This is a genomic window from Polynucleobacter sp. Tro8-14-1 (assembly GCF_018881655.1).
Taxonomy (GTDB): domain Bacteria; phylum Pseudomonadota; class Gammaproteobacteria; order Burkholderiales; family Burkholderiaceae; genus Polynucleobacter.
The window spans coordinates 68,564-89,947 of sequence record NZ_JACVPX010000007.1; the positions used below are offsets into that span (position 1 = coordinate 68,564).

The following is a 21,384-nucleotide window of genomic DNA, read 5'->3' on the forward strand; positions in this document are numbered from 1 at the left end:
CCCAACTTCATGCGGACCCTCTCTGTAGTATCCTCTGCAGCATATGGCAAAACCTATTTCCCTAGAAAAAATTCTTTTTAGCCAAGGCTTTGGTACCCGTCGCTATTGCAGTGATTTGGTATACGCCGAGCTGGTTAAAGTAAATGGCATGTTAGCTGAAGATCCAGAAGAAAGAATTTCCACAGAAAATCTGATGCTGAACGTAGAGGGTAAAGACTGGGAGTATCACGAGAAAGCTTACCTTGCTTTTAATAAGCCAGCCAATTACGAGTGTTCACATAAAACGACACACCATCCCAGTGTCTATAGCCTACTACCTAGTCCCTTTGTTGAGCGAGGGCTGCAATGCGTAGGGCGCCTAGACTATGACACCACTGGGTTGCTCTTGATCTCAGATGACGGTCAGTTTATTCACAAGATGACAACCCCGAAGAAAAATATTGGTAAGGTCTATGAAATCACCACACCAGAGCCTATTACACAAAAACAAATCGATCATTTAATGAGTGGCGTTGTGCTCGATGATGATCCAAAGCCTTGCTATGCCACAGCATGCAAGCAAATTTCTGATCATGTGTTAGCGATGACAATTGTTGAGGGACGTTACCATCAGGTAAAGCGCATGATGGCGGCAGTTGGAAATCATGTTGCCAAATTACACCGCACTGAAATTGGCGCATACCAAATGCCTACGGACTTGGCCGAGGGAGAATGGCGCTGGCTCTATCCAGAAGATTTCAAGCAACTCTCCCAAAGCGTCTCCACTTAAAGGCAGTCCATCTTGATAGTTAATGGTTTTGATTTAGAAAAAGAAATTCCCTTATGGTCTTTAGAGCTTGAGAGTAAGGCAATAGCACGCAAGTTTGTTTTTGCGGACTTTCAGCAAGCTTTTGAATTTATGACGCTATGCGCACAGTACGCTGAAAAAATAGATCACCATCCTGATTGGTCCAACTCTTGGAATACGGTTTCAGTCAAGCTCACTACCCATTCAGCTGCTACCTTAACTACATTAGATATTCAGTTGGCAAAGGCAATGGATTCCTTTGCTTCCCAAGTGAAGCGCGACTAATTAGTGCTCTTCACCTTCGTGTTCTTCCTCATTCATGCTCATGAGGATGGTGGCTAGCAAGCCATAGACTACTTCGGTGGAGATCATCCCGTCTTCATCTAGATCATCAATTAAGTCATTTAGACGATCCTCGGTTGGCTCGTTAAGCAAGGTCATTGCGCACTCGCACCCATAGTCAAAATCTTCATCATTCTGGGTTTGGTTTTCTTCGGTCATATTTATCCTTAATTGAGCTTTCAGGATAGCAAATTACAGCCCAATTCGATAGGGTTTTGCCCTAGACCGAGACATTTATGTGCGAGCGCAAAAAGTCCAGAATGATTTATAGTCTTTTTAAAAGAAAACCATAGGAGACAACATGCAATTAGACATTAATGGTCAGGTTCAGAATATTGATGTGGAGCCAAATATGCCTTTGTTGTGGGCTATTCGGGAGGTGGTAGGACTCACTGGCACGAAGTATGGCTGCGGTATTGCGCAGTGCGGAGCTTGCACTGTCTACCTTAATGGCGAGCCAGTTCGCTCTTGTTCAATTCCAGTATCTGCGGTTGGTAAAGCCAAAATTACCACTATTGAAGCGCTCTCTAAAAACAATACACATCCAGTACAGCAAGCTTGGGTTGCACTCGATGTTCCTCAGTGCGGTTATTGCCAATCAGGTCAAATCATGGCAGCTGCCGCTCTCTTAAAGAGAAATCCAAAACCCACTGATGCCGATATCGATAATGCCATGGGTAATCTATGCCGTTGTGGAACGTACCAAAAAATTCGGGATGGAATTCATGTTGCTTCTGGACAAAAGAAATTGGCAGATGTCTTGGCGCAGTACAACGCTACTCCTGCGACACGTGGTTAAGGAGAAGAACATGACAACTATAAATTTAACTCCCAATTTAGAAAACACCTCCCGTCGTGATTTCATCATCAAAGGCACTATGCTGGGTGGCGGACTCATGCTGGGCATAGGCGCCTTGCCTGATTTAGCATTTGCTCAAGCAGGCTCTAAATACGATCCAAATACACCGCTGCAAGCAGGTGAAGCTGAAGTCAATGCTTGGGTCAGCATTAAACCGGACGATACCGTCTATATCAGAATTGCTCGCTCGGAGATGGGTCAAGGAACCCGTACGGGCCTTGCTCAACTGGTTACTGAAGAGCTCGAGTGCAATTGGAAAAAGGTAAAAACTCAGTCAGCTACTCCAGGACAAAGTTTGGCGCGTAAACGCGTGTGGGGTGAGCATGGTACTGGCGGTAGCCGCGGTATTCGAATCTCTGAGGACTATGTGCGCCGTGGCGCAGCAGCGGCTCGCATTATGTTGATGCAGGCAGCGGCCAATCAGTGGAATGTTCCTGTTGCAGAGTTGACAGTAGACAAGGGTGTGATCACTCATAAAGCAACGGGTCGCAAAACGACCTACGGCAAAGTAGCTGAGCTAGCATCTGCCTTAACTCCGCCTGATCCAAAGTCGATTACCCTGCGAGATCCTAGAGAATGGAAAGTTGCTGGACAGCCTTATGCGCGTATCGATACTGCCAATAAGGTTAATGGATCAAAAATATATGGCATTGATTTACAGTTTCCAGGAATGCTTTGTGCTTCTGTGAAGGCCTGCCCTGTATTTGGTGGCAAATTGGTTAGTTATGACGAAGCCAAAATTAAAGAGATACGTGGTGTAAAGGGTGTGGTTAAGATCGATGACAGCACTATAGCGGTAGTCGCTGATACCTGGTGGCATGCAAATACAGCGCTTAATGCGTTGCCTATTGTTTGGGATGAGGGTAAAGCGGCCAGCGTCTCCCAAGATGGCATTAATAAAATGTTGCGCGATGGTTTAGATGAGGAAGGTGACTTTTGGCAGCGTAAAGAGGGTGATGCACCTGCCGCCATCAATAGTGCCGCCAAGAAAGTGGAAGCTATCTATTACACGCCTTATCGGGCTCATGTCACGATGGAGCCTATGAATGCCACTGTCAAAATCACTGGTGATCGTGCAGAAGCTTGGGTGCCAACTCAAAATGGTGAGGGTTCTCACGCAGCTTTATCTGAAGCTACTGGCTTACCACTCGCAAATTGTGAAGTGTATAAATTAGATTCTGGTTGCGGTCTGGGTCGTCGTGGTTCTACGCAAGACTTCACAACCTTTGCTGCTAAAGTGGCGCAAAAATTTCCAGGAGTCCCGGTTAAAGTCATTTGGAGTCGTGAAGAAGATATGACTCATGATTACTATCATCCGATTGCTATGGCAAAGATGACTGCTGGTATTGACGGCTCTGGCAATGTCACTGGTATGCACATCAAGGTTGCAGGTCAGTCGATTAATGCCACATTAGCACCTCAGGCCATTAAAAATGGTAAAGATGAACGTCAGCTCCAAGGCTTCTATGAAAAGGGTCCTGATGCGCAACTTGGCTATACCTTCCCGACGCTCTTAACCGAATATGTGATGAAGAATACCCATGTGCCAGTTGGCCCATGGCGCGGCGTGAACACGAACCAAAATGGCATCTTCATGGAATGCTTTATGGATGAGTGTGCCAAGGCGGCAGGTAAGGATCCTGTGAAATTTAGGCAGGCCCTCATGCAAAGTCATCCAAAGCATTTAGGCGTACTGAATGCTGCTGCCAAAAAAGCGGATTGGGATAAACCATTGCCAGTAGGGACCTACCGAGGCGTTGCTCAGTTCATGGGCTATGCCAGCTACTCTGCTTGCGTTGCCGAAGTGACCGTGCAGAATAATGTGGTGAAGGTTACACGCTTGGTATTTGCCTTAAATTCTGGGCATGTTGTTAATCCCTACTTAACCCGAGAGCAAATTGAAGGTTCTGTAGCGATGGCATTAGGCGCAATCTTCTTGCCGGAAATCTCTGTAGAAAAAGGTCGCATCAAACAGCAGAATCTGGATGTCTACCCGCTGTTGAAGTTATCAGCTACACCAAGGATCGAAACAGTCTTGGTCCCTAGTTTTGATTTTTGGGGTGGAGTGGGTGAGCCAACAATCTGTGTAGTTGGCCCCGCTGTTGCGAATGCCATTTCTGCTGCGATAGGTAGACCGGTTCGAAATTTCCCGCTGAGCAAGGAGGGGCTGAGTTTGGCTTAGTCTTAGCTTAAGCACGAACCACACGGCAATTGATTAAACGACCCCATTGATTCTGAATCGATGGGGTCGTTTAATATGGCTTATGAATTTGATTAAGACATCGGTCTTCTTGTTTTCTTTACTGCCGCTAGCCCGCTTATTTTGGCTTGGCGACCATGAAGGTCTGGGTGCTAACCCAATTGAATTTATCACCCGATCGACTGGTACTTGGGCATTGGTTTTTCTGTGCATTACTCTGGCGATGACCCCTTTACGCTTGATGACGGGATTGACTGTTTGGATAAAGTTGCGTCGCATGTTAGGACTCTTTTGTTTCTTCTACGCTTGCATCCACTTTTCGATTTGGTTTTGGTTAGATCAGAATTTAAATCTTCAATCGATGTGGAATGATGTTGTAAAGCGCCCCTTCATTACGATGGGCTTTCTGACTTTGGTATTACTTGTCCCATTGGCAGTGACATCAAATCATTGGGCAGTTCGTCAGCTTGGCAGGCGTTGGGCTGTATTACACAAGCTTGTATACGTAATTGCATGCACTGCAATCGTTCATTATTGGTGGCACAAGGCGGGTAAAAATGATTTGGGAACAGTCTCGATTTATGGGGCAGTTATTTTTCTATTGCTGATCTGCCGTATCCCAGTCATCAGAAATATGCTTCAGGGTATTCGAAGTAATTTGCTTGGATGAGGGATAGGCTGCTGCCATACAATGAGTCTCATGAATACATTCTTTTCGAGGCTGAGCCTATTCCTGTTATTGATGGGCCTTGCAGCTTGCTCCCAAACCCCTCCTTTGCCCCCTGGGTCAACGACTTATTCCCCTTATACTCATGGGCAGGTTCAGGAATTCAATGGGCAAGCCTTGTCTCCGGTTGAAGGGCCGTTTGGTCCAGTAGATCCAAGAGCAGAAGATGCCCGTATAGCCAAAGAGCGTGCAATGGATTCAAAATTTTATAACCAGCCACAGGGTGAAGAGGAGGCTGAGGCTATAGAAACCCAGTCAGCTGACCCTTATCAGGCCACCAAGCCTGTTATTACTTTCTAGGCTAGCGTTAGCTCAGGAATAGAGTCTATTTGCAATAGCGCTTGCGCTTCCTCTGGTGTGGCATTGAGCCATGCTTTAAAAAGTTCAGGTCGCAAGGGAACCACAGTACGTTTCTCATCTTCGACTTTATGCATTCGTTGCATCACTGGGTGATCACTAGCATCGATAGTGAGCATAGAAAATGACACAATCAGCTCGCCAGTTTCTGGTTCAGTCCAGGTATCCCAGATAGAGGCAATGGCCATTGGTTCGTGATTGGCTTGCTTGATAGTAGTTCGGACTGCTTTTCCAGATCCATAACAAGGCTCATAAAAAGCATCCGCCAAGGCTAAGGCGTAATGTCGCTTAGTCCAGGCAAACTTGTAAGAGGGTTTTTCAGCTACTGTTTCTACTCTCGCGTTATAAGTTTTTCTGCCGAAGGTTTCTTCTTTAGCCCAGGATGGTAAAAGACCAAAGCGTGCTAAACCGATTGCGGTACGGTCAGTATTATGACTTTTGAGGATGATGGGTCCCGGATAGCTTGGGAATACATCATGAGCCATTGATATGGGTAATTCGAGGTCAAAGTGGGTTTTTACCCAATCAACATTTACGGTAGTGAGATATTGAACACACATAAAGCTATTTTACTGCGCCTTATTGCTGTTGGCCCCATGCCTGCTGGTAGTATTGAGGCTAAATTTTAGAAAGATATCTTCCTTATGAAACCTTTTGTCTCTGTTTTGAATCCAATGATCGTTCGTTTAATCGCTGCAGGCTTGTTGACCGGTGCACTTGTTGGCGGTGCTTATGCCCAGCAGAGTGGTTTACCCATTAATGCTGCAGCCTCTGTTAATGGAATCATTATTACTAATGATATGGTAGAGCAGGGAATTAAAGTGGCGCTTTCACAAGGGCAAAAAGATTCTCCAGAGTTACGCAAAGTGGTGATCGAGAAATACATTGAAGTACTACTGCTTTCACAACAAGCAGAAAAAGATGGTTTAGCAAACTCAGAAAAAGCCAATACACAACTGATGATGATTCGTCAAAATTATTTGGCAGATTTAGAGCTGTCAACTTATATGGCTAAAAATCCAATCACCGAAGCAGATGTTCAGGCTGAATACAACAAGGAGATTGCCTCCTTGGGCCCTCAGGGCATGATTGCCGAATATAAAGTGAGTGATCTTGCAGTAGCTAGCGAAGCCGATGCTCAAGCTGCCTTGGCACGTATTAAGAAAGGCGAGCCATTTGATAAGGTTGCCAAGAGTGTTTCATTGGCCCCAAACAAAGTACAGGGCGGTGCAGTGGGCTGGGTTCAGCCTGGTCAAGTGACTCCACAATTAGCTTCTGTATTGGCAACCCTTTCTAAGGGCCAGGTTTCACCAGCGCCAATTCAGATGCAACAAGGTTGGTATTTAATCAAGCTGGAAGATAAGAAATCAAGCAAGCCACCAACATTCGAGCAAGCTAAGGCGGGTATTCTTGCCGGCATGACACAAAGAAAGCAGTACGAATTCTTGGGCCAGATTGCAAAAGATGCAAAGATTGTGGTTCAGTAAAAGCGGCAATGCTTTAATGTGAAGAAGGACTCCAAGGAGTCCTTTTTTATTTCCGTTCTAGTGTAATGAAGCTAAAGTTAACATCACCTTCGGATCCAGGGGTGCGCTCTACTTCTTTCCAATCCGATTCATTGGGAACTTCAAAAAAGGTATCGCCACCCTCAATATCCATATCGATCTCAGTAATATAGAGTCGATCTGCTTTCGGAAAGGCCTGCGTGAAGAGTTGCTCACCGCCAATGACAAAAACACGTGGGAACTCACTTAAACTCTTTAAAGCTTCATCGAGTGATCCGACTAATTCGCCACCAGTAGCTTGATAACTTGCATTGCGGCTCACTACGATGTTGCGACGTCCAGGAAGTGGGCGTCCAATGGATTCCCAGGTCTTACGACCCATGATCACAGGGTGCCCCATGGTCACGCGCTTAAAGAACTGCAAATCAGCCGAGATCTTCCAAGGCATTTGATTGTCGCGGCCAATGACGTGATTGCGTGAGCGCGCAACAATCATAGAAATAGCAGGTTGAGTCATAAGTAGGATTCTTAAATGGCTACAGGAGCTTTAATGTGAGGATGAGATTCATAGCCGACGATTTCGAAGTCTTCAAACTCATAATCAAAGATTGAATCAGGCTTGCGCAAAATATTAAGCTTAGGTAAGGGGAAGAAGTTCCTCGATAACTGAAGTTCCACTTGTTCTAGATGGTTACTATATAAATGACAGTCACCACCCGTCCAAACAAAGTCACCCACTTCCAGGTTGCATTGTTGCGCCATCATATGCGTTAGCAATGCATAGCTGGCAATATTAAAGGGCACGCCCAAGAAGATATCCGCACTACGTTGATAGAGCTGGCATGACAACTTGCCATCGGCCACATAAAACTGAAAGAAGGCGTGACAAGGTGCTAAAGCCATGCGAGGAATATCAGCCACGTTCCAAGCAGAAACAATAATGCGACGCGAGTCTGGATTCTTTTTAATGGTCTCTACTACTTCTGAGATTTGATCGATATGCTGACCATTCGGCGCAGGCCATGAGCGCCACTGATAACCATAGATAGGACCCAAATCACCATCGGGTGCTGCCCATTCATTCCAGATGGATACGCCGCGTTCTTTCAGCCAGTTATTGTTCGTGCTGCCTTTGAGGAACCAGAGTAATTCATAGATGATTGACTTCAAGTGAAGCTTTTTGGTGGTCACCATGGGGAAGCCATCGGCTAAGTTAAAGCGCATCTGGTGGCCAAATACGGAGACCGTGCCGGTTCCGGTCCTGTCGGACTTTTGAACCCCCTTGGCGAGGACTTCTTTCATGAGATCGTGATATTGACGCATATAGATTGGCTAAAAGTGGTTATGTATTAATGAATTAAGGATAGCTTACTCGAATGTGGGCGACTTCACTCCCAAGGCTTTGTGAAGCTTGGGGGAGGTGGTTGTGTACTGGAGTTGAATCTGTTTTTCGGGGTTTAGGTATGCTGCCGCAGCAAAGGCGGCAAGAGCTGCCTCATGAAATCCAGACAGGATCAATTTTTTCTTACCGGGGTAGACATTGATATCGCCAACAGCGTAAATCCCAGGAGTACTGGTTTGAAATTTCTCGGTATCAACGCAGATTTGTTTGCGATCGATATTTAGACCCCATTCGGCGATCGGGCCTAACTTAGGAGAGAGTCCATAAAATACCAAAAGATCATCTAGGGGAATATGTCTAGATTCGCCACCAATGTTGGTGAAGACTATTTCAGTGAGACGACCCTCTTTTGCTTCGAAGCCGGTCACTTGTCCGATGAGAAGGTGCAGCTGTTTATTAGCGCAAAGTTCGCGCATTCTAGCAATCGATTTTGGCGTAGCCTTGAAGTCATCACGACGATGAATTAAGGTAACGCTAGCCGCAATTTCAGAAAAATGAATTGCCCAATCTAAAGCCGCATCTCCACCACCACAAATCACAATTCTTTTCCTCGCAAATTGCTCGGGATTTTTAACGTGATAGAAGAGTTGTTTGTCCACAAAGGCATCAATGCCCTCAAGGTTGATGGTACGTGGCTGAAAGGCCCCAACACCACCAGCAATGAATACAGATCTACTTAGAAAGTGATTGTCTTGCGAGGTGCTAATGAGAAAGCGGCCATCGGCTTGGGGTTCAACCTTGGTAACCTCTTGACCCAAATGAAATTGAGCGCCAAAGGGTGCAATTTGCTTTAGTAAATTGTTGGTGAGTTCGCGACCAGTACAGACTGGTATCGCAGGAATATCGTAGATGGGTTTATCTGGGTATAACTCAATGCATTGACCACCAACCTCTAGGAGTGAATCAATCACATGAGCTTTAATTTCTAAGAGGCCTAATTCAAAAACCTGAAAGAGACCCACAGGACCGGCGCCAATGATGACGGCATCAGTTTCTATAGGTTTATTCGACACCAATTTCTTTGGCTAGAAAATTACTTTACTAGCTGATCAAGTTTGTTTTTAACATCTTTCCATTCTTCGGCATCCGGAAGAGCTGCTTTGGACTTAGTAATCGAAGTCCAAGAAGGGGAAAGTTCAGCATTGAGTTTGATGAATGCCTGTTGGTCACCAGGGACATCATCTTCAGCGTAAATAGCGTTAACAGGACACTCTGGAACGCAAACTGCGCAATCGATGCATTCATCTGGATCAATCACTAAAAAATTAGGACCTTCGCGAAAGCAGTCAACTGGGCAAACATCAACGCAGTCGGTGTATTTGCAACGGATACAGGCTTCGGTAACAACGTAAGTCATGGTGGTTTTGTTTCAAGAGCCCCAAAAAGCCGGGTGCTGAGTTATAAAACCTCAATTTTAGCTGAAATAGCCTATTTTTCAGGCGAAAGGGTCTATTTAGTTGAGGTAAAGTTCCCACTATGAATACACAGCCCAATAGCCTAGTTAATCAGCAAAAACCCAAGATTTTGGTGGCAAGAGCCATTTTTCCAGAGGCATTAGCCAAATTAGAGGAATCTTTTGAGGTGAGATCCAATCAGGAGGATCGGATTTTTAGTCCTGAAGAGTTACAAAAAGAACTCTCTGGGGTTGTAGGGGCTTTAGTTGCAGGTAGTGAAAGAATTGATGCAAACGCCTTAATGCATGCCAAAGGTCTGAAAATTGTGGCCAATATTTCTGTGGGATATAACAATTTTGATGTGCCAGCAATGACTGCTGCTGGTGTGTTGGCAACGAATACGCCAGATGTTTTAACTGACACAACAGCTGACTTTGGCTTTGCTTTATTGATGGCGACCGCAAGGCGTATAACTGAATCTGAGCACTGGGTGCGGGCAGGACAGTGGGACAAATGGTCGATTGTGAATAATCCCCTTGGCATGGATTTGCATCACAGTACAGTAGGCATTATTGGTATGGGCCGAATTGGTCAAGGCATTGCAAAGCGCGCATTGGGTTTTGGGATGAATGTGATTTACCACAATCGCAGTCATTTATCAGAAGCTGATGAAAAAGCCTGTGGCGCTACATATGTTTCTAAAGAAGAATTGCTTCGCACCGCTGATCACGTAGTTCTGGTGTTGCCTTATAGCGCCGAGAGTCATCATACGATTGGCGCCAAAGAAATTGCCCTTATGAAACCAACGGCAACCCTGATAAACATTGCCCGTAGTGGCATTGTGGATGATGCGGCTCTGGCTCAAGCTCTCAAGGAGAAAAGAATCTTTGCGGCTGGCTTAGATGTATTCGAAGGCGAGCCCAAAGTGCATCCCGAGTTATTGAAATTGAATAACGTAGTACTTGCTCCACACATTGCTAGCGCTACAGAAAAAACACGTAGAGCGATGGTGGATTTAGCGGTAGATAATTTACGTGCAGTGCTTGAAGGAAAAAAACCACCCAGTCTTATTAATGCAGAAGTCTACAAAGCTTAGTAAAAAAAATAAAGCCGAGCATTACTCGGCTTTATTGCTTGGAAATAGCTCCGAATATTGAATTTTTACTCGGCGTCAATTTCTTCTGGCAATTCGCGTAACGCTAATTCAATGCCGCCGAATTTTCCAGCAACCCAGTTATAGACTTTGCAGGCAATCCACAACAATCCAAACCCGAGCAGGGCATTGAGAATAAGTGCGGACAACACAGTAAATCCTGGGATAGCACCGTCACGAATGAAGGCTACAAATAGAGCCAACAATACAATCGGTACAGAGAAGCAGAGGTAAACCAAAACTAAGGTTTTGGCGGTATGCATTGGGTCTAGAAAGACGAGTTCTTTTTTGCTAAGTTTCATGATGACGCAATCTTAAAGCAGTCCATCAAAAAGTGCTATATCTACCCAGTCTCCAGCGGCAACATTTCCCTGTTCGTGAGCTAGGATCACAAAGCAATTAGCTTCACTCATCGAGCGCAAAATCCCAGCGCCCTGGCTGCCAGTCAGAAGTACCGTTGGCTTGCCATCGGCTCCACGCCCCAGAATAGCGCGCTGAAATTCTGTTCGGCCTGGCTTTTTCCGAATGGGTGCTTCGGCAATAGCCTGGGTAAGAGGTGGTTCAGTTTGATTGGCACCATTGAGCTGTAAAAGTGCTGCTCGAACAAATTGATAGAAGGTCACCATGACCGCCACTGGATTTCCGGGTAAACCAAAGAAGAGTGTTTTGCGAGCAGGGAATTTTCCAGAGACTGGTTTGAGAACTCCAAACGCCATAGGGCGTCCTGGGCGCATAGCGATTTTCCAGAAACCGACATCACCCAACTCTTGCATGATCTGTTTCGTGAAATCTGCTTCACCAACCGAAACGCCCCCAGAAGAAATCAATACATCTGCTTTGCTAGCTGCCTCAATAAAGGCTTGCTTCAAAGAGACGGGATCATCGTGCACAATTCCGCAGTCAATGATCTCTAAATTCAGGCGATTGAGTAAACCAGTAAGACTGTAGCGGTTGCTGTCATATATGCTGCCTGCATCTAATGCTTGGCCTGGCGCACACAATTCATCACCGGAAGACAAAATGGCTACTTTGAGTTTGCGCTTTACTGGTAAGGAGGCAATACCAAGTGATGCAGCTAGACCTAGATCAGAAGGGCGCAGTAAGCGACCCGCAGCAATTGCAGGTTTACCCTTTTTAAGATCCTCGCCACGTAGGCGTCTGTTCTCACCTGGTCTTAATTGATCTTGTTTGAATTCAATTACATTCTCATCTTTGGCGCTTGTGAATTCTTGTGGAATGACGGTATCACAGCCAGCAGGCATCACGGCACCCGTCATGATCTTTAGGCATTCCCCAGGACCAATGCTGCCTTCAAAGGGTTTGCCAGCAAGCGCCGTACCAACTACTCTTAGGGTGATGGCCGTGCTGTTGGTGTCGAGACATTTGCCATCAAATGCAAAACCATCCATAGCTGAATTGTCTGCAGCCGGAACATCAATAGGTGAGAGTAAATCGGCTGCCAATATCCGATTAATCGCTTGATCCAATGCAGCAGTTTCAACATCTGCAGGATCATTAATCGTCTTAGATTCTTCAATGAGATCTTCTACCAACGCAGCAATTGCCTTGCGTGCATCATCAACATGTAGTGACGAGGTCAAGAGAATTGCTTGGTTTGGAGAGTGACTCATGCCGATACTTCTTCTAGTGACTTTAGCTCTTCAGGAGTATTTACATTGGCAAATAGTTGAGGGTCATTAAAAATGACTGTGCTGCTGTGCAACTCTTTAAACCAGCGATCAATTTTGAGATCCCCTTTTTGGAGAAATTGATTCAATGAATCTTGCAAGTTACTGCGCATAAGGCAAAAAACAGGCTGTGCCCATACTTTGCCATCTGCCTCTTTGGTGGAGGCGTACACCAATTGAAAGTCACCTCGCCCCATCTCGGCAATTAATAACTCTGCGAGATTATTGGGTAGCAAGGGGGAGTCGCAAGGTGAGGTAAGGAGATAAGCCGTCTTGCAAGACTTCAGTCCTACAGAGAAGCCCGCTAATGGCCCTGAAAAATCTGGCGTTTCATCCATAATCACTGGATACCCATAGCTCGCATACTTTGTGATGTTGCGGTTGGCATTAATCATAATAGTTTGCACCTGGGGCTTGAGCTTTGTGATGGCTGACTCAATGAGCGGTTTGCCATGGAAAGGAATAAGACCTTTATCAATGCCACCCATGCGTTGCGCACGTCCACCAGCAAGTATGAGTCCAGTAATGTCTTTAGTAGAGATCATTAACCACCAATGTAAGACATTTCAACCTTGCGGTTACCAGATAACAGATTCGCGGTATGCGAACCCCGAATTTCTGAATAGTGATCGTCGCGAGTTGACCAGGTATTCATTACCGCATTAGCGATTTCTAAATCACTCTTGCCAGAGCGCAATAGGGTTTTGAAATCAAAACCTTCATTGGCAAAAAGACAAAGATACATTTGCCCATCTGTCGAGATGCGCGCTCTAGAGCATTCGTGACAGAAAGTTTGAGTAACACTGGAGATCACGCCAATCTCGCCAGAGCCATCGACATAGCGCCAGCGCTGTGCAACTTCGCCGGTATAGTTGGCTTCAACAGGCTCCAGAGGAAAAGCTTCATGAATTCTGGCAATGACTTCTTTGGATGGAAGAACCTGCTCCATATTCCAGCCATTAGAGCTGCCCACATCCATAAATTCAATAAAACGCAGAATGACGCCGCTACCTTTAAAGTGCTTAGCCATTGCAATAATCTCATGATCGTTGGTACCTTTTTTCACCACCATATTTACTTTGATGTTCTGGAAGCCTGCTTCTTGTGCTGCGGCAATTCCGTCAAGTACATCGGCAACTGGGAAATCGACATCATTCATTTTCTTAAAGATCGCGTCATCCAAACCATCAAGACTCACTGTCAATCTTTGCAGGCCGGCTGTTTTTAAAGCAACGGCTTTCTTGCGCAAGATGCTACCGTTAGTAGTCAGAGTAAGGTCCAGCGCTTTATCTTCTGGTGTGCGCACTTTGGCCAACATCTCAATCAGCACTTCTAAGTTCTTGCGCAGCAAAGGCTCGCCACCGGTTAATCTAATTTTTTCAACGCCTAATGTGGCAAAGATAGAAGTGAGGCGAGTGATTTCTTCAAAGCTCAGTAATTCTTTATGAGCTAAGTAAGGATAGTTTTGGTCAAACACTTCCTTGGGCATGCAATAGGTACAGCGGAAGTTACAGCGATCAGTCACTGAGATACGGAGATCTCTTAGGGTACGTCCCCGAGTGTCTTTCGTATGACCGTGAGGAGTGACGAGTTCGACACCAATGGGTGGCGTTAGGCCTTTGCCTTCGTCTATTCGGATGGGGATTACTTTTTCAACCATATACGTAATTATGGCTGTGAAACGGGGTTTCTGCCAAACCGCCAAATATCCTTTTGGGATAAATGGCAGTCTGGAGAAAAAGCTTCAATAAGCGTTAAACCGTTTTTTCTTGGCCGCCGGTTTCTACTAAAACCATTGGACCATCGTGAAGACTAACGGCCGGTTTAGGTGCCCTACCCAAGTTATCAGCAACAGGCTCTGCCTGAATCTGACTTTGAGCATCAGCATGCTTTGAAGAGTCGGTAGCGACCCAAATCATGCCGGCTGATTGCACAACGCTGTGCAATGGAGTTTCTTCAAGCGCCTGGAAGGCAACCTTAGGAAGCTCTGGTGCAGGTTTGGCAATTACTTCTAACGGGGCAGCCGCAACAGCAACTGGTGCTGGAGTAGATGCGGGAGCAGAGTTTTGTGCAGGACGATTTGATTGACGTGGAGCACGTGGTGCGCGCTCTTGTCTTTCTTGTTTCTCTGCTACAGGTTTTGCGTTACCAAAGCTGTTCGCAATGTTCTGAATAGGCATGCTTGCAGATGCACCAGCCATACCTACTGGAGGGCCTGCAAATGGGCTTGCTGCCACAGCTGTTGCTGGTGTATTAGCAACATCATTGCCACCTTCAGTACGCTCGCCACGTTGACCACGACCACGACCACGACGGTTGCGACCACGACCGCGACGCTCTTCACCCTCAGCGCCTGGAGTAGTTTCGCTACCAGGAGCGGCTTCAGTTGCAGGCGTTACTGCTGCTGGATTAGCTTGATTGCGGTTCGCATCTTGACGTTCTGGCTTCGGACCATTTTGATTGCCCTGGTTACGATTGCCGTTAAGGTTGTTGCGGTTGCGATTGTTGTTAGCACCTTCTGTTGGAGTACCTTCAGCTGCAGCCGCTGCTGGGCGCTCAGTACGCTCGCCACGACGGTTGCGACCACGATTGCGATCGTTACCATTGCGGCCTTGATTACGGCCACGCGGGTTGCTTGGTGCAGGCTTCTCTTCAACTGCTGGGGATGAGGAGAACAGCTTCTTGATAAATCCAAAGAGACCGCCAGAACTTTCAGTCACCACTTTTTCAGTACGTGCAGGACGTGGCTGACTGACTGGTGCGGGTTGTGTCGGAGTGATGCCTTTAACCGCTGCTTCTGGACGTACTTTTACATCCGCATCTTTTTTGCTAACTGTTGTGTCTGTCTCGAGTTCGCGAGCAGCTTCTTCCGCCATTACATAGCTAGCCTTTTGGTCATCAAGACGTGGGTCGTCATGGCGCAAACGCTCTAGTTTGTAATGTGGAGTTTCTAAATGCTTGTTAGGAACCATCAAGACGTTCACTTTGAAGCGAGTCTCGATCTTGATGACTTCAGCACGTTTTTCATTCAGGAGGAAGGCAGCCACTTCGACTGGTACCTGTGTATGAATCGCTGCTGTGTTTTCCTTCATCGCTTCTTCTTGGATGATGCGCAGAACTTGCAAGGCAGAAGATTCAGTATCGCGAATGTGGCCAGTGCCGTTACAACGTGGGCAGGTGACATGGCTACCTTCAGATAGCGCAGGGCGCAAGCGCTGACGAGACATTTCCATCAAGCCAAACTTGGAGATTTTACCCATCTGAACACGAGCACGGTCATGACGCAGAGCATCGCGTAAGCGATTCTCAACATCTTTCTGGGCCTTGCTCGATTCCATATCAATGAAGTCGATCACGATCAAGCCACCCAAGTCACGTAAACGTGCTTGACGGGCAATTTCATCAGCAGCTTCTAAGTTGGTACGAGTTGCAGTCTCTTCGATATCAGAGCCACGGGTTGCACGTGCTGAGTTGACGTCGACTGAAACCAAGGCTTCAGTATGGTCGATCACGATTGCGCCGCCAGATGGCAATGGCACAGTGCGTGAGTAAGCAGTTTCAATTTGATGCTCAATTTGGAAGCGAGAGAACAAAGGCACATCGTCTTGATAGCGCTTTACTCGTGGCAAATTGTCAGGCATCACTACAGACATAAATGCTGCAGCTTGTTCGTAGATGTCATCGGTATCGATGAGGATCTCACCAATATCAGGCTGGAAGTAATCCCGAATCGCACGAATCACTAAGCTAGATTCGAGGTAGATTAGCAATGGAGCAGAGTTGCCTTTAGCAGCTTCATCAATTGCTTTCCACAATTGCATGAGGTAACTTAAGTCCCACTGCAATTCAGTAGCATCACGACCAATACCAGCGGTACGAGCAATGATGCTCATGCCATCTGCTACTTCTAATTGAGCCATCGCTTCGCGGAGTTCTTGACGGTCTTCACCTTCAATACGGCGGGAAACGCCACCTCCACGTGGGTTATTCGGCATGAGAACCAAATAACGACCTGCCAAGGAGATAAAGGATGTGAGGGCTGCGCCTTTTTGGCCGCGCTCTTCTTTTTCTACTTGAACAATGATTTCTTGACCTTCGCGCAAAGCATCCTTAATGGAAGCATTGCGGACGTCGATACCTTCTTTAAAGTAACTGCGAGCTACTTCCTTAAACGGCAAGAAGCCATGACGCTCTTCGCCGTAATTAACAAAGCAGGCCTCAAGTGAAGGTTCAATACGGGTAATGACACCTTTGTAGATATTGCCTTTGCGTTGTTCACGGCCGGCAGCTTCGATATCGATATCAATGAGTTTTTGACCATCAACGATGGCAACTCGCAACTCTTCTTGTTGAGTTGCATTAAACAACATGCGTTTCATAACACTCTCCTATGGGGGAGGGCGTCGTTGCGCGCTGCGTTAGGGGACAAGTTAGATACCACTCGGGACTAAGCCCAAGGCGGTTTATGAGTGTGGATCATGCAAATCTAGACATTTTTTGCCTAGTTCACCAGCTTAACTGTTGGTTAATTTGGTGCCACACCTGACAATCGCCGCAGAGACCTCCTTTAGGTCATCAATGCAGGCGCGCGCCTGAAAACTGTCTTCTAATCGCGGGTCGCGGCATACGGCACACCAACCCTGCGCCTCATTAAACGGGGGAGGGGCAACCCCGGGAGTCTTTTAAAGGGCGACTCCAAGCTCCACGATTCAAACCTGACTTCAGGCTGGTCTCGGGCCAATAAATTGGCTAGAGCGTTGATTATACGGCACAAGTTGCGTGACAATGGGGTATTGTTGAGTCCCTTGTCATCCCCTGGTGGGGTCACAAGAGAGATAAATCATGAAATCCGAACCCATTTCCAAGCCCTTAAAGGCGAAAACACCCACTACTGCAGCGCCTGCTGCAGTGCATCTTCAGACCATTGGTCCCGAAGAGGCCGGTCAACGCCTAGACAACTATTTGTTGCGTTGGGCTAAAGGAGTTCCCAAAAGCCATGTTTACCGAATTATTCGATCTGGCGAGGTCCGAGTCAATAAAAAGCGAGCTGAGCCAACAGCCCGTCTGATTGAGGGGGATGTGGTCCGCCTCCCCCCAGTTCGAATTGCTGAACCTGCCCAAATGGCTGCTGTCAATAGCGCTCAAACCAAATCTCGGGCACATGGCTACTCAGACAAAATGCCGATTCTTTTTGAAGACGAAGCACTCTTAATAGTAAATAAGCCAACGGGTCTAGCGGTGCATGGTGGCTCAGGCATCGCACTTGGTGTCATTGAGACCCTGCGTATTACCCGTCCAGAGCTCAAGTTTTTGGAATTAGTTCATCGCTTAGACCGTGACACATCAGGCGTTTTACTCTTGGCTAAAAAGCGGAGCGCTTTGGTGGAGCTGCATCGTCAAATTCGTGAGGGTCAAACGGATAAGCGCTATTACTTGCTTGCACATGGTGAAATTGTCCAGGGCGCTCAAACTATGCAACTCAAATATCCGCTGCATAAATATCTTCTGCCTAATGGCGAGCGTCGCGTTCGCGTTGATCCAGATGGATTACCAAGCCATACTTCTTTAAGAGTGACTAAAGTGCTCAAGCACGAGGGCGCATCAATTACCCTCGCTGAGGCGCAACTCAAGACGGGGCGCACTCATCAGATTCGGGTGCACTTGCAAAAATTGGGTCACGCAATTTTGGGTGATGATAAGTATGGCTTTGAAGATTTGGATAAAGTAGTTAAATCCAAACGCTTATATCTACACGCTCATCTGGCTGGTTTTACTCATCCGCGTACTGGCGAAAAGATGCGGATTGAGTCCCCATTGCCAGCAGAATTTACCGCCATGATGAAAACTTTTGAGCGGTAAATATCAGAATGTCTCAAGCAAATAAATCGAATCGACCCTATGACCTGATTGTGTGGGATTGGGATGGAACCATCATGGATTCCACACCAACCATCGTGCATTGTATTCAGCAAGCCTGTCGCGATTTGGGCTTTAAAGCGCCTGACGACACATTAGCGAGTTCAGTCATTGGTTTGGGAATTCAGGATTCATTGCGAAGAGCTGTGCCTTGGATAGAACCAGCCCATTTCCCAAGGCTGACTGAGCGTTTTCGTTATCACTACTTAGCCAAAGATCATGAGCTCGATTTGTTTGTGGGCATTCGAGAGCTCTTAGAGGAGCTGCATGCTAAACAGTATTTACTAGCTGTTGCCACTGGAAAGTCGCGTGTCGGATTAGATCGCTCGCTTGGCCATCATCAGATCGGCCATCTCTTTCATGAGACTCGTACAGCGGACGAATCTTTTTCTAAGCCTCATCCAGGAATGTTGCTTGAGCTATCTGATGTGACTCAAGTGCCGACTCGTCGCATGCTGATGATTGGCGACACAACCCACGACCTCGATATGGCAGCAAATGCTGGGGTCGATGCGGTAGCTGTGACTTATGGCGCTCACCCACCTGATACTTTAAAAGCTTCACCATCATTAACGCATGTGGATGATGTCGCGCAACTCTCGCAATGGCTTAAAAATAACCTGCAACACTAAGGAAGCAAAAAGATGGAAAACAACCCAAACCCGAATTGGGAACGTCAAGCTCTCGAACATCTCTTGTTGGAGAATTTAAAAGAAACTCGTAAAGCACGTCGTTGGAAAGCGGTACTGCGAGTACTCACCTTGCTAGTCATTGTTGGCGCTCTGCTTTCGATATTTGACTTTCACCTTCCAGGCAAGGGTATGGGGGTAGAAAAGCACACTGCATTGGTAACGCTTGAAGGAGAAATTTCTTCCAGCTCGATGGCTAATGCGATGGATATCAATTCATCCTTACTATCTGCATTCGAGAATGAACACAGTGCTGGGGTTGTGTTGCGCATTAATAGCCCTGGGGGCTCGCCAGTTCAAGCCGGCATGATCAATGATGAGATCCACCGCTTGCGCAAGCTCTATCCCAAAAAACCGTTTTATGTCGTTGTCGAAGACATCTGCGCATCTGGTGGTTACTACGTGGCAGTCGCTGCGGATCAAATCTTGGTTGATAAAGCCAGCTTAGTGGGATCCATTGGCGTGATCATGGAAGGTTTTGGTTTTACAGGCCTCATGGATAAGTTGGGGGTTACTCGTCGCATGATTACCTCGGGCTCCAATAAGGGCATGATGGATCCGTTCAGTAAAGAGAATCCAAAGCAAGTCGAAATGGTTAAGACCATGATTGATGAGATTCACCAGCAATTTATTGCAGTGGTGAAAGAGGGTCGTGGCGATCGCTTAAAAGACGTGCCAGATTTATTTTCTGGCCGCATCTGGAATGGCGAGCAAGCAGTCAAGATTGGTTTGGCTGATGGGTATGGCACGGTAGATACCGTTGCCCGCGACATCTTTAAGGCACCGGATATTCTCGACTACACCATGAAAGAGAATTTCGCTGAGCGTGTTGCTAAACGCTTTGGTGCTGAAGCTGGAACTGCTGCTGGCAAGGCGTTGGTAAAGACATCTGACCTTAAATAGAAATAAGAAAAAAGCAAAACTAAAGCATTGAAGACTTAGGCCAGCAGTAGAAATACCGTTGGCCTATTTTGTAATGATGCACAAGCAGATTCATTCGGATAGCGTTTACGCCAATCTGCAATTGAAAGGGTGGTAATCATTTCTGATGGCAGGCTAAGGTCCACACCGAGGCATAGCAGACTTTGCGGCGCCAACGAATGGATACAGGCCATGAGCATGGCACTATTGCGATAGGGTGTCTCAATCCAAATTTGAGTTTGTTGTAATTTACGAGACTCAACTTCGAGTTGCTTAAGTTTGGCAGTGCGCTCATGGGTTTCATGAGGCAAGTACCCCTGAAAAGCAAAGCGTTGGCCATTGAGTCCGCTTGCCATCAGGCCTAACAAGATAGAGCTCGGTCCAACCAGTGGCTTCACTTGGGCGCCTAGCTTATGTGCCGCTAGCACTAACTCTGCACCGGGGTCTGCAACGCCAGGGACCCCTGCTTCAGACATCAAGCCCATATCGTTTCCGGCAAGCAAAGGCTTGAGTAAATCGGCTGGCTTGACCGCATCGCCATACTTTGCATTACGCGCAGCACCACGCCATTCACTCATTTGCATTTCTTGAATAGTGCATGCCAATGGAGAGACAGAATCGATTGCCTTTAACAACGCCCGCGCCGTCTTGGCATCTTCAACAATCCAGTGCCTTAGCCTGGCTGTTTGTGTAATCGTTTCAGATGGAAGAACCCAAGGCAATTGCTCAACACGACCATCATCACCCAAGGTATTGGGAACTAAATACAAGGTGCCGAGTTTGCTCATGAATTATTTTTTTCTAATGAATCTAGTTATTAATTTTTGCTTTATTTTTTTGATGGAATTGCATAGCCAGCATCGCGTAGCATGCTGGTTAATGCAATCAGCGGCAAGCCAATTAAAGCGGTTGGATCATCGCTCTTGATCGACTCTAGCAGGCTGATGCCTAGGCCTTCTGACTTGGCGCTGCCAGCGCAATCATAAGGCTCTTCAGCCAGTAGGTAAGCCTCTAGGGTGCTGTCTGGAAGTTTGCGAAAAGTCACTTCAGTAGGAACACATAAAGTGGTTTGGGTATCACCCTTCATCAAACATAGCGCCGTTTGAAAGGTCACCACTTGACCACGCATGAGTTGTAGCTGCGCTAAGGCTCTTTCAAAATTACCAGGCTTACCAATCGCTGCACCACAAAGATCGGCGACTTGATCGGAGCCAATGACCCAAGCATCGGGATGCTCTTTAGCAACTGCAGCTGCTTTTGCTTGAGCAAGTCGTAGTGCCAAATCAAGAGTGCTCTCTCCAGTAAGTGGGGTTTCATCTACCTTTGGTGAGATGATTTCAAAGGGGATGCGTAGGCGTTCTAAAAGTTCACGTCGGTACACCGAAGTGGATGCCAAGATGAGTCTTGGATTTTTAGGTGTATTTGTGGATGTACTCATTTTTGC

24 protein-coding genes are annotated in these 21,384 nt (G+C 46.7%); 11 read left to right on the forward strand and 13 right to left on the reverse strand.

The genetic code is table 11. The features are described 5' to 3' along the window. The first annotated feature begins 43 nt into the window (after positions 1-43). Both ICN34_RS08840 and ICN34_RS08845 read left to right on the forward strand, forming a co-directional pair. Complete coding sequence (locus ICN34_RS08840) at positions 44-769, forward strand: pseudouridine synthase (RefSeq protein WP_072583162.1); 726 nt, start codon at positions 44-46, stop codon at positions 767-769. 12 nt (positions 770-781) lie between these two features. After that, positions 782-1,072 carry a 4a-hydroxytetrahydrobiopterin dehydratase gene (locus ICN34_RS08845; RefSeq protein WP_083564246.1) on the forward strand — a complete coding sequence of 97 codons (291 nt, stop codon included), beginning with the start codon at positions 782-784 and terminating at the stop codon, positions 1,070-1,072. Here ICN34_RS08845 and ICN34_RS08850 read toward each other — a convergent pair whose 3' ends face one another. Further along, positions 1,073-1,288, reverse strand: coding sequence for a hypothetical protein (locus ICN34_RS08850; RefSeq protein ID WP_072583161.1), 216 nt, complete (start codon positions 1,286-1,288; stop codon positions 1,073-1,075). It abuts the gene before it with no gap. A 142-nt stretch (positions 1,289-1,430) separates the two neighbouring features. Between ICN34_RS08850 and ICN34_RS08855 the strand changes: the two genes are divergently transcribed. The 4 genes from ICN34_RS08855 (at position 1,431) to ICN34_RS08870 (ending at position 5,215) form a co-directional block, all read left to right on the forward strand. Continuing rightward, the gene (locus tag ICN34_RS08855; RefSeq protein WP_072583160.1) at positions 1,431-1,928 is read left to right on the forward strand and encodes a (2Fe-2S)-binding protein; all 498 of its coding nucleotides are present in this window, start codon (positions 1,431-1,433) and stop codon (positions 1,926-1,928) included. Positions 1,929-1,938: 10 nt separating this feature from the next. Continuing rightward, entirely contained in the window at positions 1,939-4,170 is a 2,232-nt protein-coding gene (locus tag ICN34_RS08860; protein ID WP_216122091.1) for a molybdopterin cofactor-binding domain-containing protein, read from the forward strand. Between the two features lie 82 nt (positions 4,171-4,252). Continuing rightward, entirely contained in the window at positions 4,253-4,858 is a 606-nt protein-coding gene (msrQ, locus tag ICN34_RS08865) for a protein-methionine-sulfoxide reductase heme-binding subunit MsrQ (RefSeq protein ID WP_072583158.1), read from the forward strand. A 30-nt stretch (positions 4,859-4,888) separates the two neighbouring features. Then, positions 4,889-5,215: a hypothetical protein gene (locus tag ICN34_RS08870; protein ID WP_255538624.1), complete on the forward strand. Its 327-nt coding sequence runs from the start codon at positions 4,889-4,891 to the stop codon at positions 5,213-5,215. Here ICN34_RS08870 and ICN34_RS08875 read toward each other — a convergent pair. Beyond that, a complete protein-coding gene (locus tag ICN34_RS08875) occupies positions 5,212-5,832 on the reverse strand; it encodes an SOS response-associated peptidase (RefSeq protein ID WP_216122093.1) in 621 nt (206 codons plus the stop codon). The two genes, ICN34_RS08870 and ICN34_RS08875, sit on opposite strands and share 4 nt — an antisense overlap. Before the next feature lie 84 nt (positions 5,833-5,916). Here ICN34_RS08875 and ICN34_RS08880 point away from each other — a divergent pair, with 84 nt between their 5' ends. Further along, a complete protein-coding gene (locus tag ICN34_RS08880) occupies positions 5,917-6,759 on the forward strand; it encodes a peptidylprolyl isomerase (protein ID WP_255538625.1) in 843 nt (280 codons plus the stop codon). Between the two features lie 46 nt (positions 6,760-6,805). On the opposite strand, the gene ICN34_RS08885 is transcribed toward ICN34_RS08880, so the two are convergent. The 4 genes from ICN34_RS08885 to fdxA are packed head-to-tail and all read right to left on the reverse strand — an operon-like array spanning position 6,806 to position 9,536. After that, positions 6,806-7,294 (reverse strand): dihydrofolate reductase, encoded by a 489-nt coding sequence (locus ICN34_RS08885; RefSeq protein ID WP_216122095.1) that lies wholly within the window; start codon positions 7,292-7,294, stop codon positions 6,806-6,808. Between the two features lie 11 nt (positions 7,295-7,305). Next, complete coding sequence (locus tag ICN34_RS08890) at positions 7,306-8,100, reverse strand: thymidylate synthase (protein WP_072583155.1); 795 nt, start codon at positions 8,098-8,100, stop codon at positions 7,306-7,308. A 45-nt stretch (positions 8,101-8,145) separates the two neighbouring features. Continuing rightward, positions 8,146-9,192 (reverse strand): FAD-dependent oxidoreductase, encoded by a 1,047-nt coding sequence (locus ICN34_RS08895; RefSeq protein WP_216122097.1) that lies wholly within the window; start codon positions 9,190-9,192, stop codon positions 8,146-8,148. 20 nt (positions 9,193-9,212) lie between these two features. Then, positions 9,213-9,536, reverse strand: coding sequence for a ferredoxin FdxA (gene fdxA, locus ICN34_RS08900; protein WP_216122099.1), 324 nt, complete (start codon positions 9,534-9,536; stop codon positions 9,213-9,215). A 119-nt stretch (positions 9,537-9,655) separates the two neighbouring features. On the opposite strand from fdxA, the gene ICN34_RS08905 reads away from it, so the two are divergent. Beyond that, positions 9,656-10,669: a D-glycerate dehydrogenase gene (locus tag ICN34_RS08905; RefSeq protein ID WP_216122100.1), complete on the forward strand. Its 1,014-nt coding sequence runs from the start codon at positions 9,656-9,658 to the stop codon at positions 10,667-10,669. Between the two features lie 65 nt (positions 10,670-10,734). Here the strand turns inward: ICN34_RS08905 and ICN34_RS08910 are convergent, their stop codons facing one another. From ICN34_RS08910 to ICN34_RS08930, 5 genes are all read right to left on the reverse strand, one after another. Then, positions 10,735-11,028, reverse strand: a complete 294-nt coding sequence (locus tag ICN34_RS08910) for a hypothetical protein (protein WP_072583151.1) — start codon at positions 11,026-11,028, stop codon at positions 10,735-10,737. A 12-nt stretch (positions 11,029-11,040) separates the two neighbouring features. Beyond that, positions 11,041-12,357 (reverse strand): gephyrin-like molybdotransferase Glp, encoded by a 1,317-nt coding sequence (gene glp / locus ICN34_RS08915; protein WP_216122101.1) that lies wholly within the window; start codon positions 12,355-12,357, stop codon positions 11,041-11,043. Continuing rightward, on the reverse strand, positions 12,354-12,959 hold the full coding sequence (mobA, locus tag ICN34_RS08920) for a molybdenum cofactor guanylyltransferase MobA (protein WP_216122102.1): 606 nt from the start codon (positions 12,957-12,959) through the stop codon (positions 12,354-12,356). Before mobA ends, glp begins: the two co-directional genes overlap by 4 nt. Then, on the reverse strand, positions 12,959-14,074 hold the full coding sequence (gene moaA / locus ICN34_RS08925) for a GTP 3',8-cyclase MoaA (RefSeq protein WP_072583148.1): 1,116 nt from the start codon (positions 14,072-14,074) through the stop codon (positions 12,959-12,961). The genes mobA and moaA overlap by 1 nt, the downstream gene beginning before the upstream one ends. A 94-nt stretch (positions 14,075-14,168) precedes the next feature. After that, on the reverse strand, positions 14,169-16,793 hold the full coding sequence (locus ICN34_RS08930; RefSeq protein WP_216122103.1) for an Rne/Rng family ribonuclease: 2,625 nt from the start codon (positions 16,791-16,793) through the stop codon (positions 14,169-14,171). A 463-nt stretch (positions 16,794-17,256) separates the two neighbouring features. On the opposite strand from ICN34_RS08930, the gene ICN34_RS08935 reads away from it, so the two are divergent. Genes ICN34_RS08935 through sppA form a run of 3 tightly spaced genes read left to right on the forward strand, consistent with a single transcriptional unit; the run spans position 17,257 to position 19,922 of the window. Further along, positions 17,257-18,273: an RluA family pseudouridine synthase gene (locus ICN34_RS08935; RefSeq protein WP_216122104.1), complete on the forward strand. Its 1,017-nt coding sequence runs from the start codon at positions 17,257-17,259 to the stop codon at positions 18,271-18,273. 8 nt (positions 18,274-18,281) lie between these two features. Beyond that, positions 18,282-18,962 (forward strand): HAD-IA family hydrolase, encoded by a 681-nt coding sequence (locus tag ICN34_RS08940; protein ID WP_072583145.1) that lies wholly within the window; start codon positions 18,282-18,284, stop codon positions 18,960-18,962. Between the two features lie 12 nt (positions 18,963-18,974). Continuing rightward, positions 18,975-19,922, forward strand: a complete 948-nt coding sequence (sppA, locus tag ICN34_RS08945) for a signal peptide peptidase SppA (protein ID WP_072583144.1) — start codon at positions 18,975-18,977, stop codon at positions 19,920-19,922. A 35-nt stretch (positions 19,923-19,957) separates the two neighbouring features. On the opposite strand, the gene ICN34_RS08950 is transcribed toward sppA, so the two are convergent. Together ICN34_RS08950 and ICN34_RS08955 are read right to left on the reverse strand one after the other, a co-directional pair. Further along, positions 19,958-20,728: an SAM-dependent methyltransferase gene (locus ICN34_RS08950; protein ID WP_072583143.1), complete on the reverse strand. Its 771-nt coding sequence runs from the start codon at positions 20,726-20,728 to the stop codon at positions 19,958-19,960. A gap of 41 nt (positions 20,729-20,769) precedes the next feature. After that, on the reverse strand, positions 20,770-21,378 hold the full coding sequence (locus ICN34_RS08955; RefSeq protein WP_072583199.1) for a Maf family nucleotide pyrophosphatase: 609 nt from the start codon (positions 21,376-21,378) through the stop codon (positions 20,770-20,772). Positions 21,379-21,384: the final 6 nt, after the last annotated feature.

Bases quoted from the DNA above. Each gene is read 5' to 3' on its own strand.
- ICN34_RS08905 (WP_216122100.1), top strand. From the start codon at position 9,656: ATGAATACACAGCCCAATAGCCTAGTTAATCAGCAAAAACCCAAGATT.
- ICN34_RS08870 (WP_255538624.1), top strand. From the start codon at position 4,889: ATGAATACATTCTTTTCGAGGCTGAGCCTATTCCTGTTATTGATGGGC.
- ICN34_RS08910 (WP_072583151.1), bottom strand. From the start codon at position 11,028: ATGAAACTTAGCAAAAAAGAACTCGTCTTTCTAGACCCAATGCATACC.
- ICN34_RS08935 (WP_216122104.1), top strand. From the start codon at position 17,257: ATGAAATCCGAACCCATTTCCAAGCCCTTAAAGGCGAAAACACCCACT.
- fdxA (WP_216122099.1), bottom strand. From the start codon at position 9,536: ATGACTTACGTTGTTACCGAAGCCTGTATCCGTTGCAAATACACCGAC.
- ICN34_RS08880 (WP_255538625.1), top strand. From the start codon at position 5,917: ATGAAACCTTTTGTCTCTGTTTTGAATCCAATGATCGTTCGTTTAATC.
- ICN34_RS08875 (WP_216122093.1), bottom strand. From the start codon at position 5,832: ATGTGTGTTCAATATCTCACTACCGTAAATGTTGATTGGGTAAAAACC.
- ICN34_RS08885 (WP_216122095.1), bottom strand. From the start codon at position 7,294: ATGACTCAACCTGCTATTTCTATGATTGTTGCGCGCTCACGCAATCAC.
- ICN34_RS08840 (WP_072583162.1), top strand. From the start codon at position 44: ATGGCAAAACCTATTTCCCTAGAAAAAATTCTTTTTAGCCAAGGCTTT.
- msrQ (WP_072583158.1), top strand. From the start codon at position 4,253: ATGAATTTGATTAAGACATCGGTCTTCTTGTTTTCTTTACTGCCGCTA.
- moaA (WP_072583148.1), bottom strand. From the start codon at position 14,074: ATGGTTGAAAAAGTAATCCCCATCCGAATAGACGAAGGCAAAGGCCTA.
- ICN34_RS08890 (WP_072583155.1), bottom strand. From the start codon at position 8,100: ATGCGTCAATATCACGATCTCATGAAAGAAGTCCTCGCCAAGGGGGTT.
- sppA (WP_072583144.1), top strand. From the start codon at position 18,975: ATGGAAAACAACCCAAACCCGAATTGGGAACGTCAAGCTCTCGAACAT.
- ICN34_RS08950 (WP_072583143.1), bottom strand. From the start codon at position 20,728: ATGAGCAAACTCGGCACCTTGTATTTAGTTCCCAATACCTTGGGTGAT.
- ICN34_RS08860 (WP_216122091.1), top strand. From the start codon at position 1,939: ATGACAACTATAAATTTAACTCCCAATTTAGAAAACACCTCCCGTCGT.
- mobA (WP_216122102.1), bottom strand. From the start codon at position 12,959: ATGATCTCTACTAAAGACATTACTGGACTCATACTTGCTGGTGGACGT.
- glp (WP_216122101.1), bottom strand. From the start codon at position 12,357: ATGAGTCACTCTCCAAACCAAGCAATTCTCTTGACCTCGTCACTACAT.
- ICN34_RS08850 (WP_072583161.1), bottom strand. From the start codon at position 1,288: ATGACCGAAGAAAACCAAACCCAGAATGATGAAGATTTTGACTATGGG.
- ICN34_RS08930 (WP_216122103.1), bottom strand. From the start codon at position 16,793: ATGAAACGCATGTTGTTTAATGCAACTCAACAAGAAGAGTTGCGAGTT.
- ICN34_RS08940 (WP_072583145.1), top strand. From the start codon at position 18,282: ATGTCTCAAGCAAATAAATCGAATCGACCCTATGACCTGATTGTGTGG.
- ICN34_RS08855 (WP_072583160.1), top strand. From the start codon at position 1,431: ATGCAATTAGACATTAATGGTCAGGTTCAGAATATTGATGTGGAGCCA.
- ICN34_RS08955 (WP_072583199.1), bottom strand. From the start codon at position 21,378: ATGAGTACATCCACAAATACACCTAAAAATCCAAGACTCATCTTGGCA.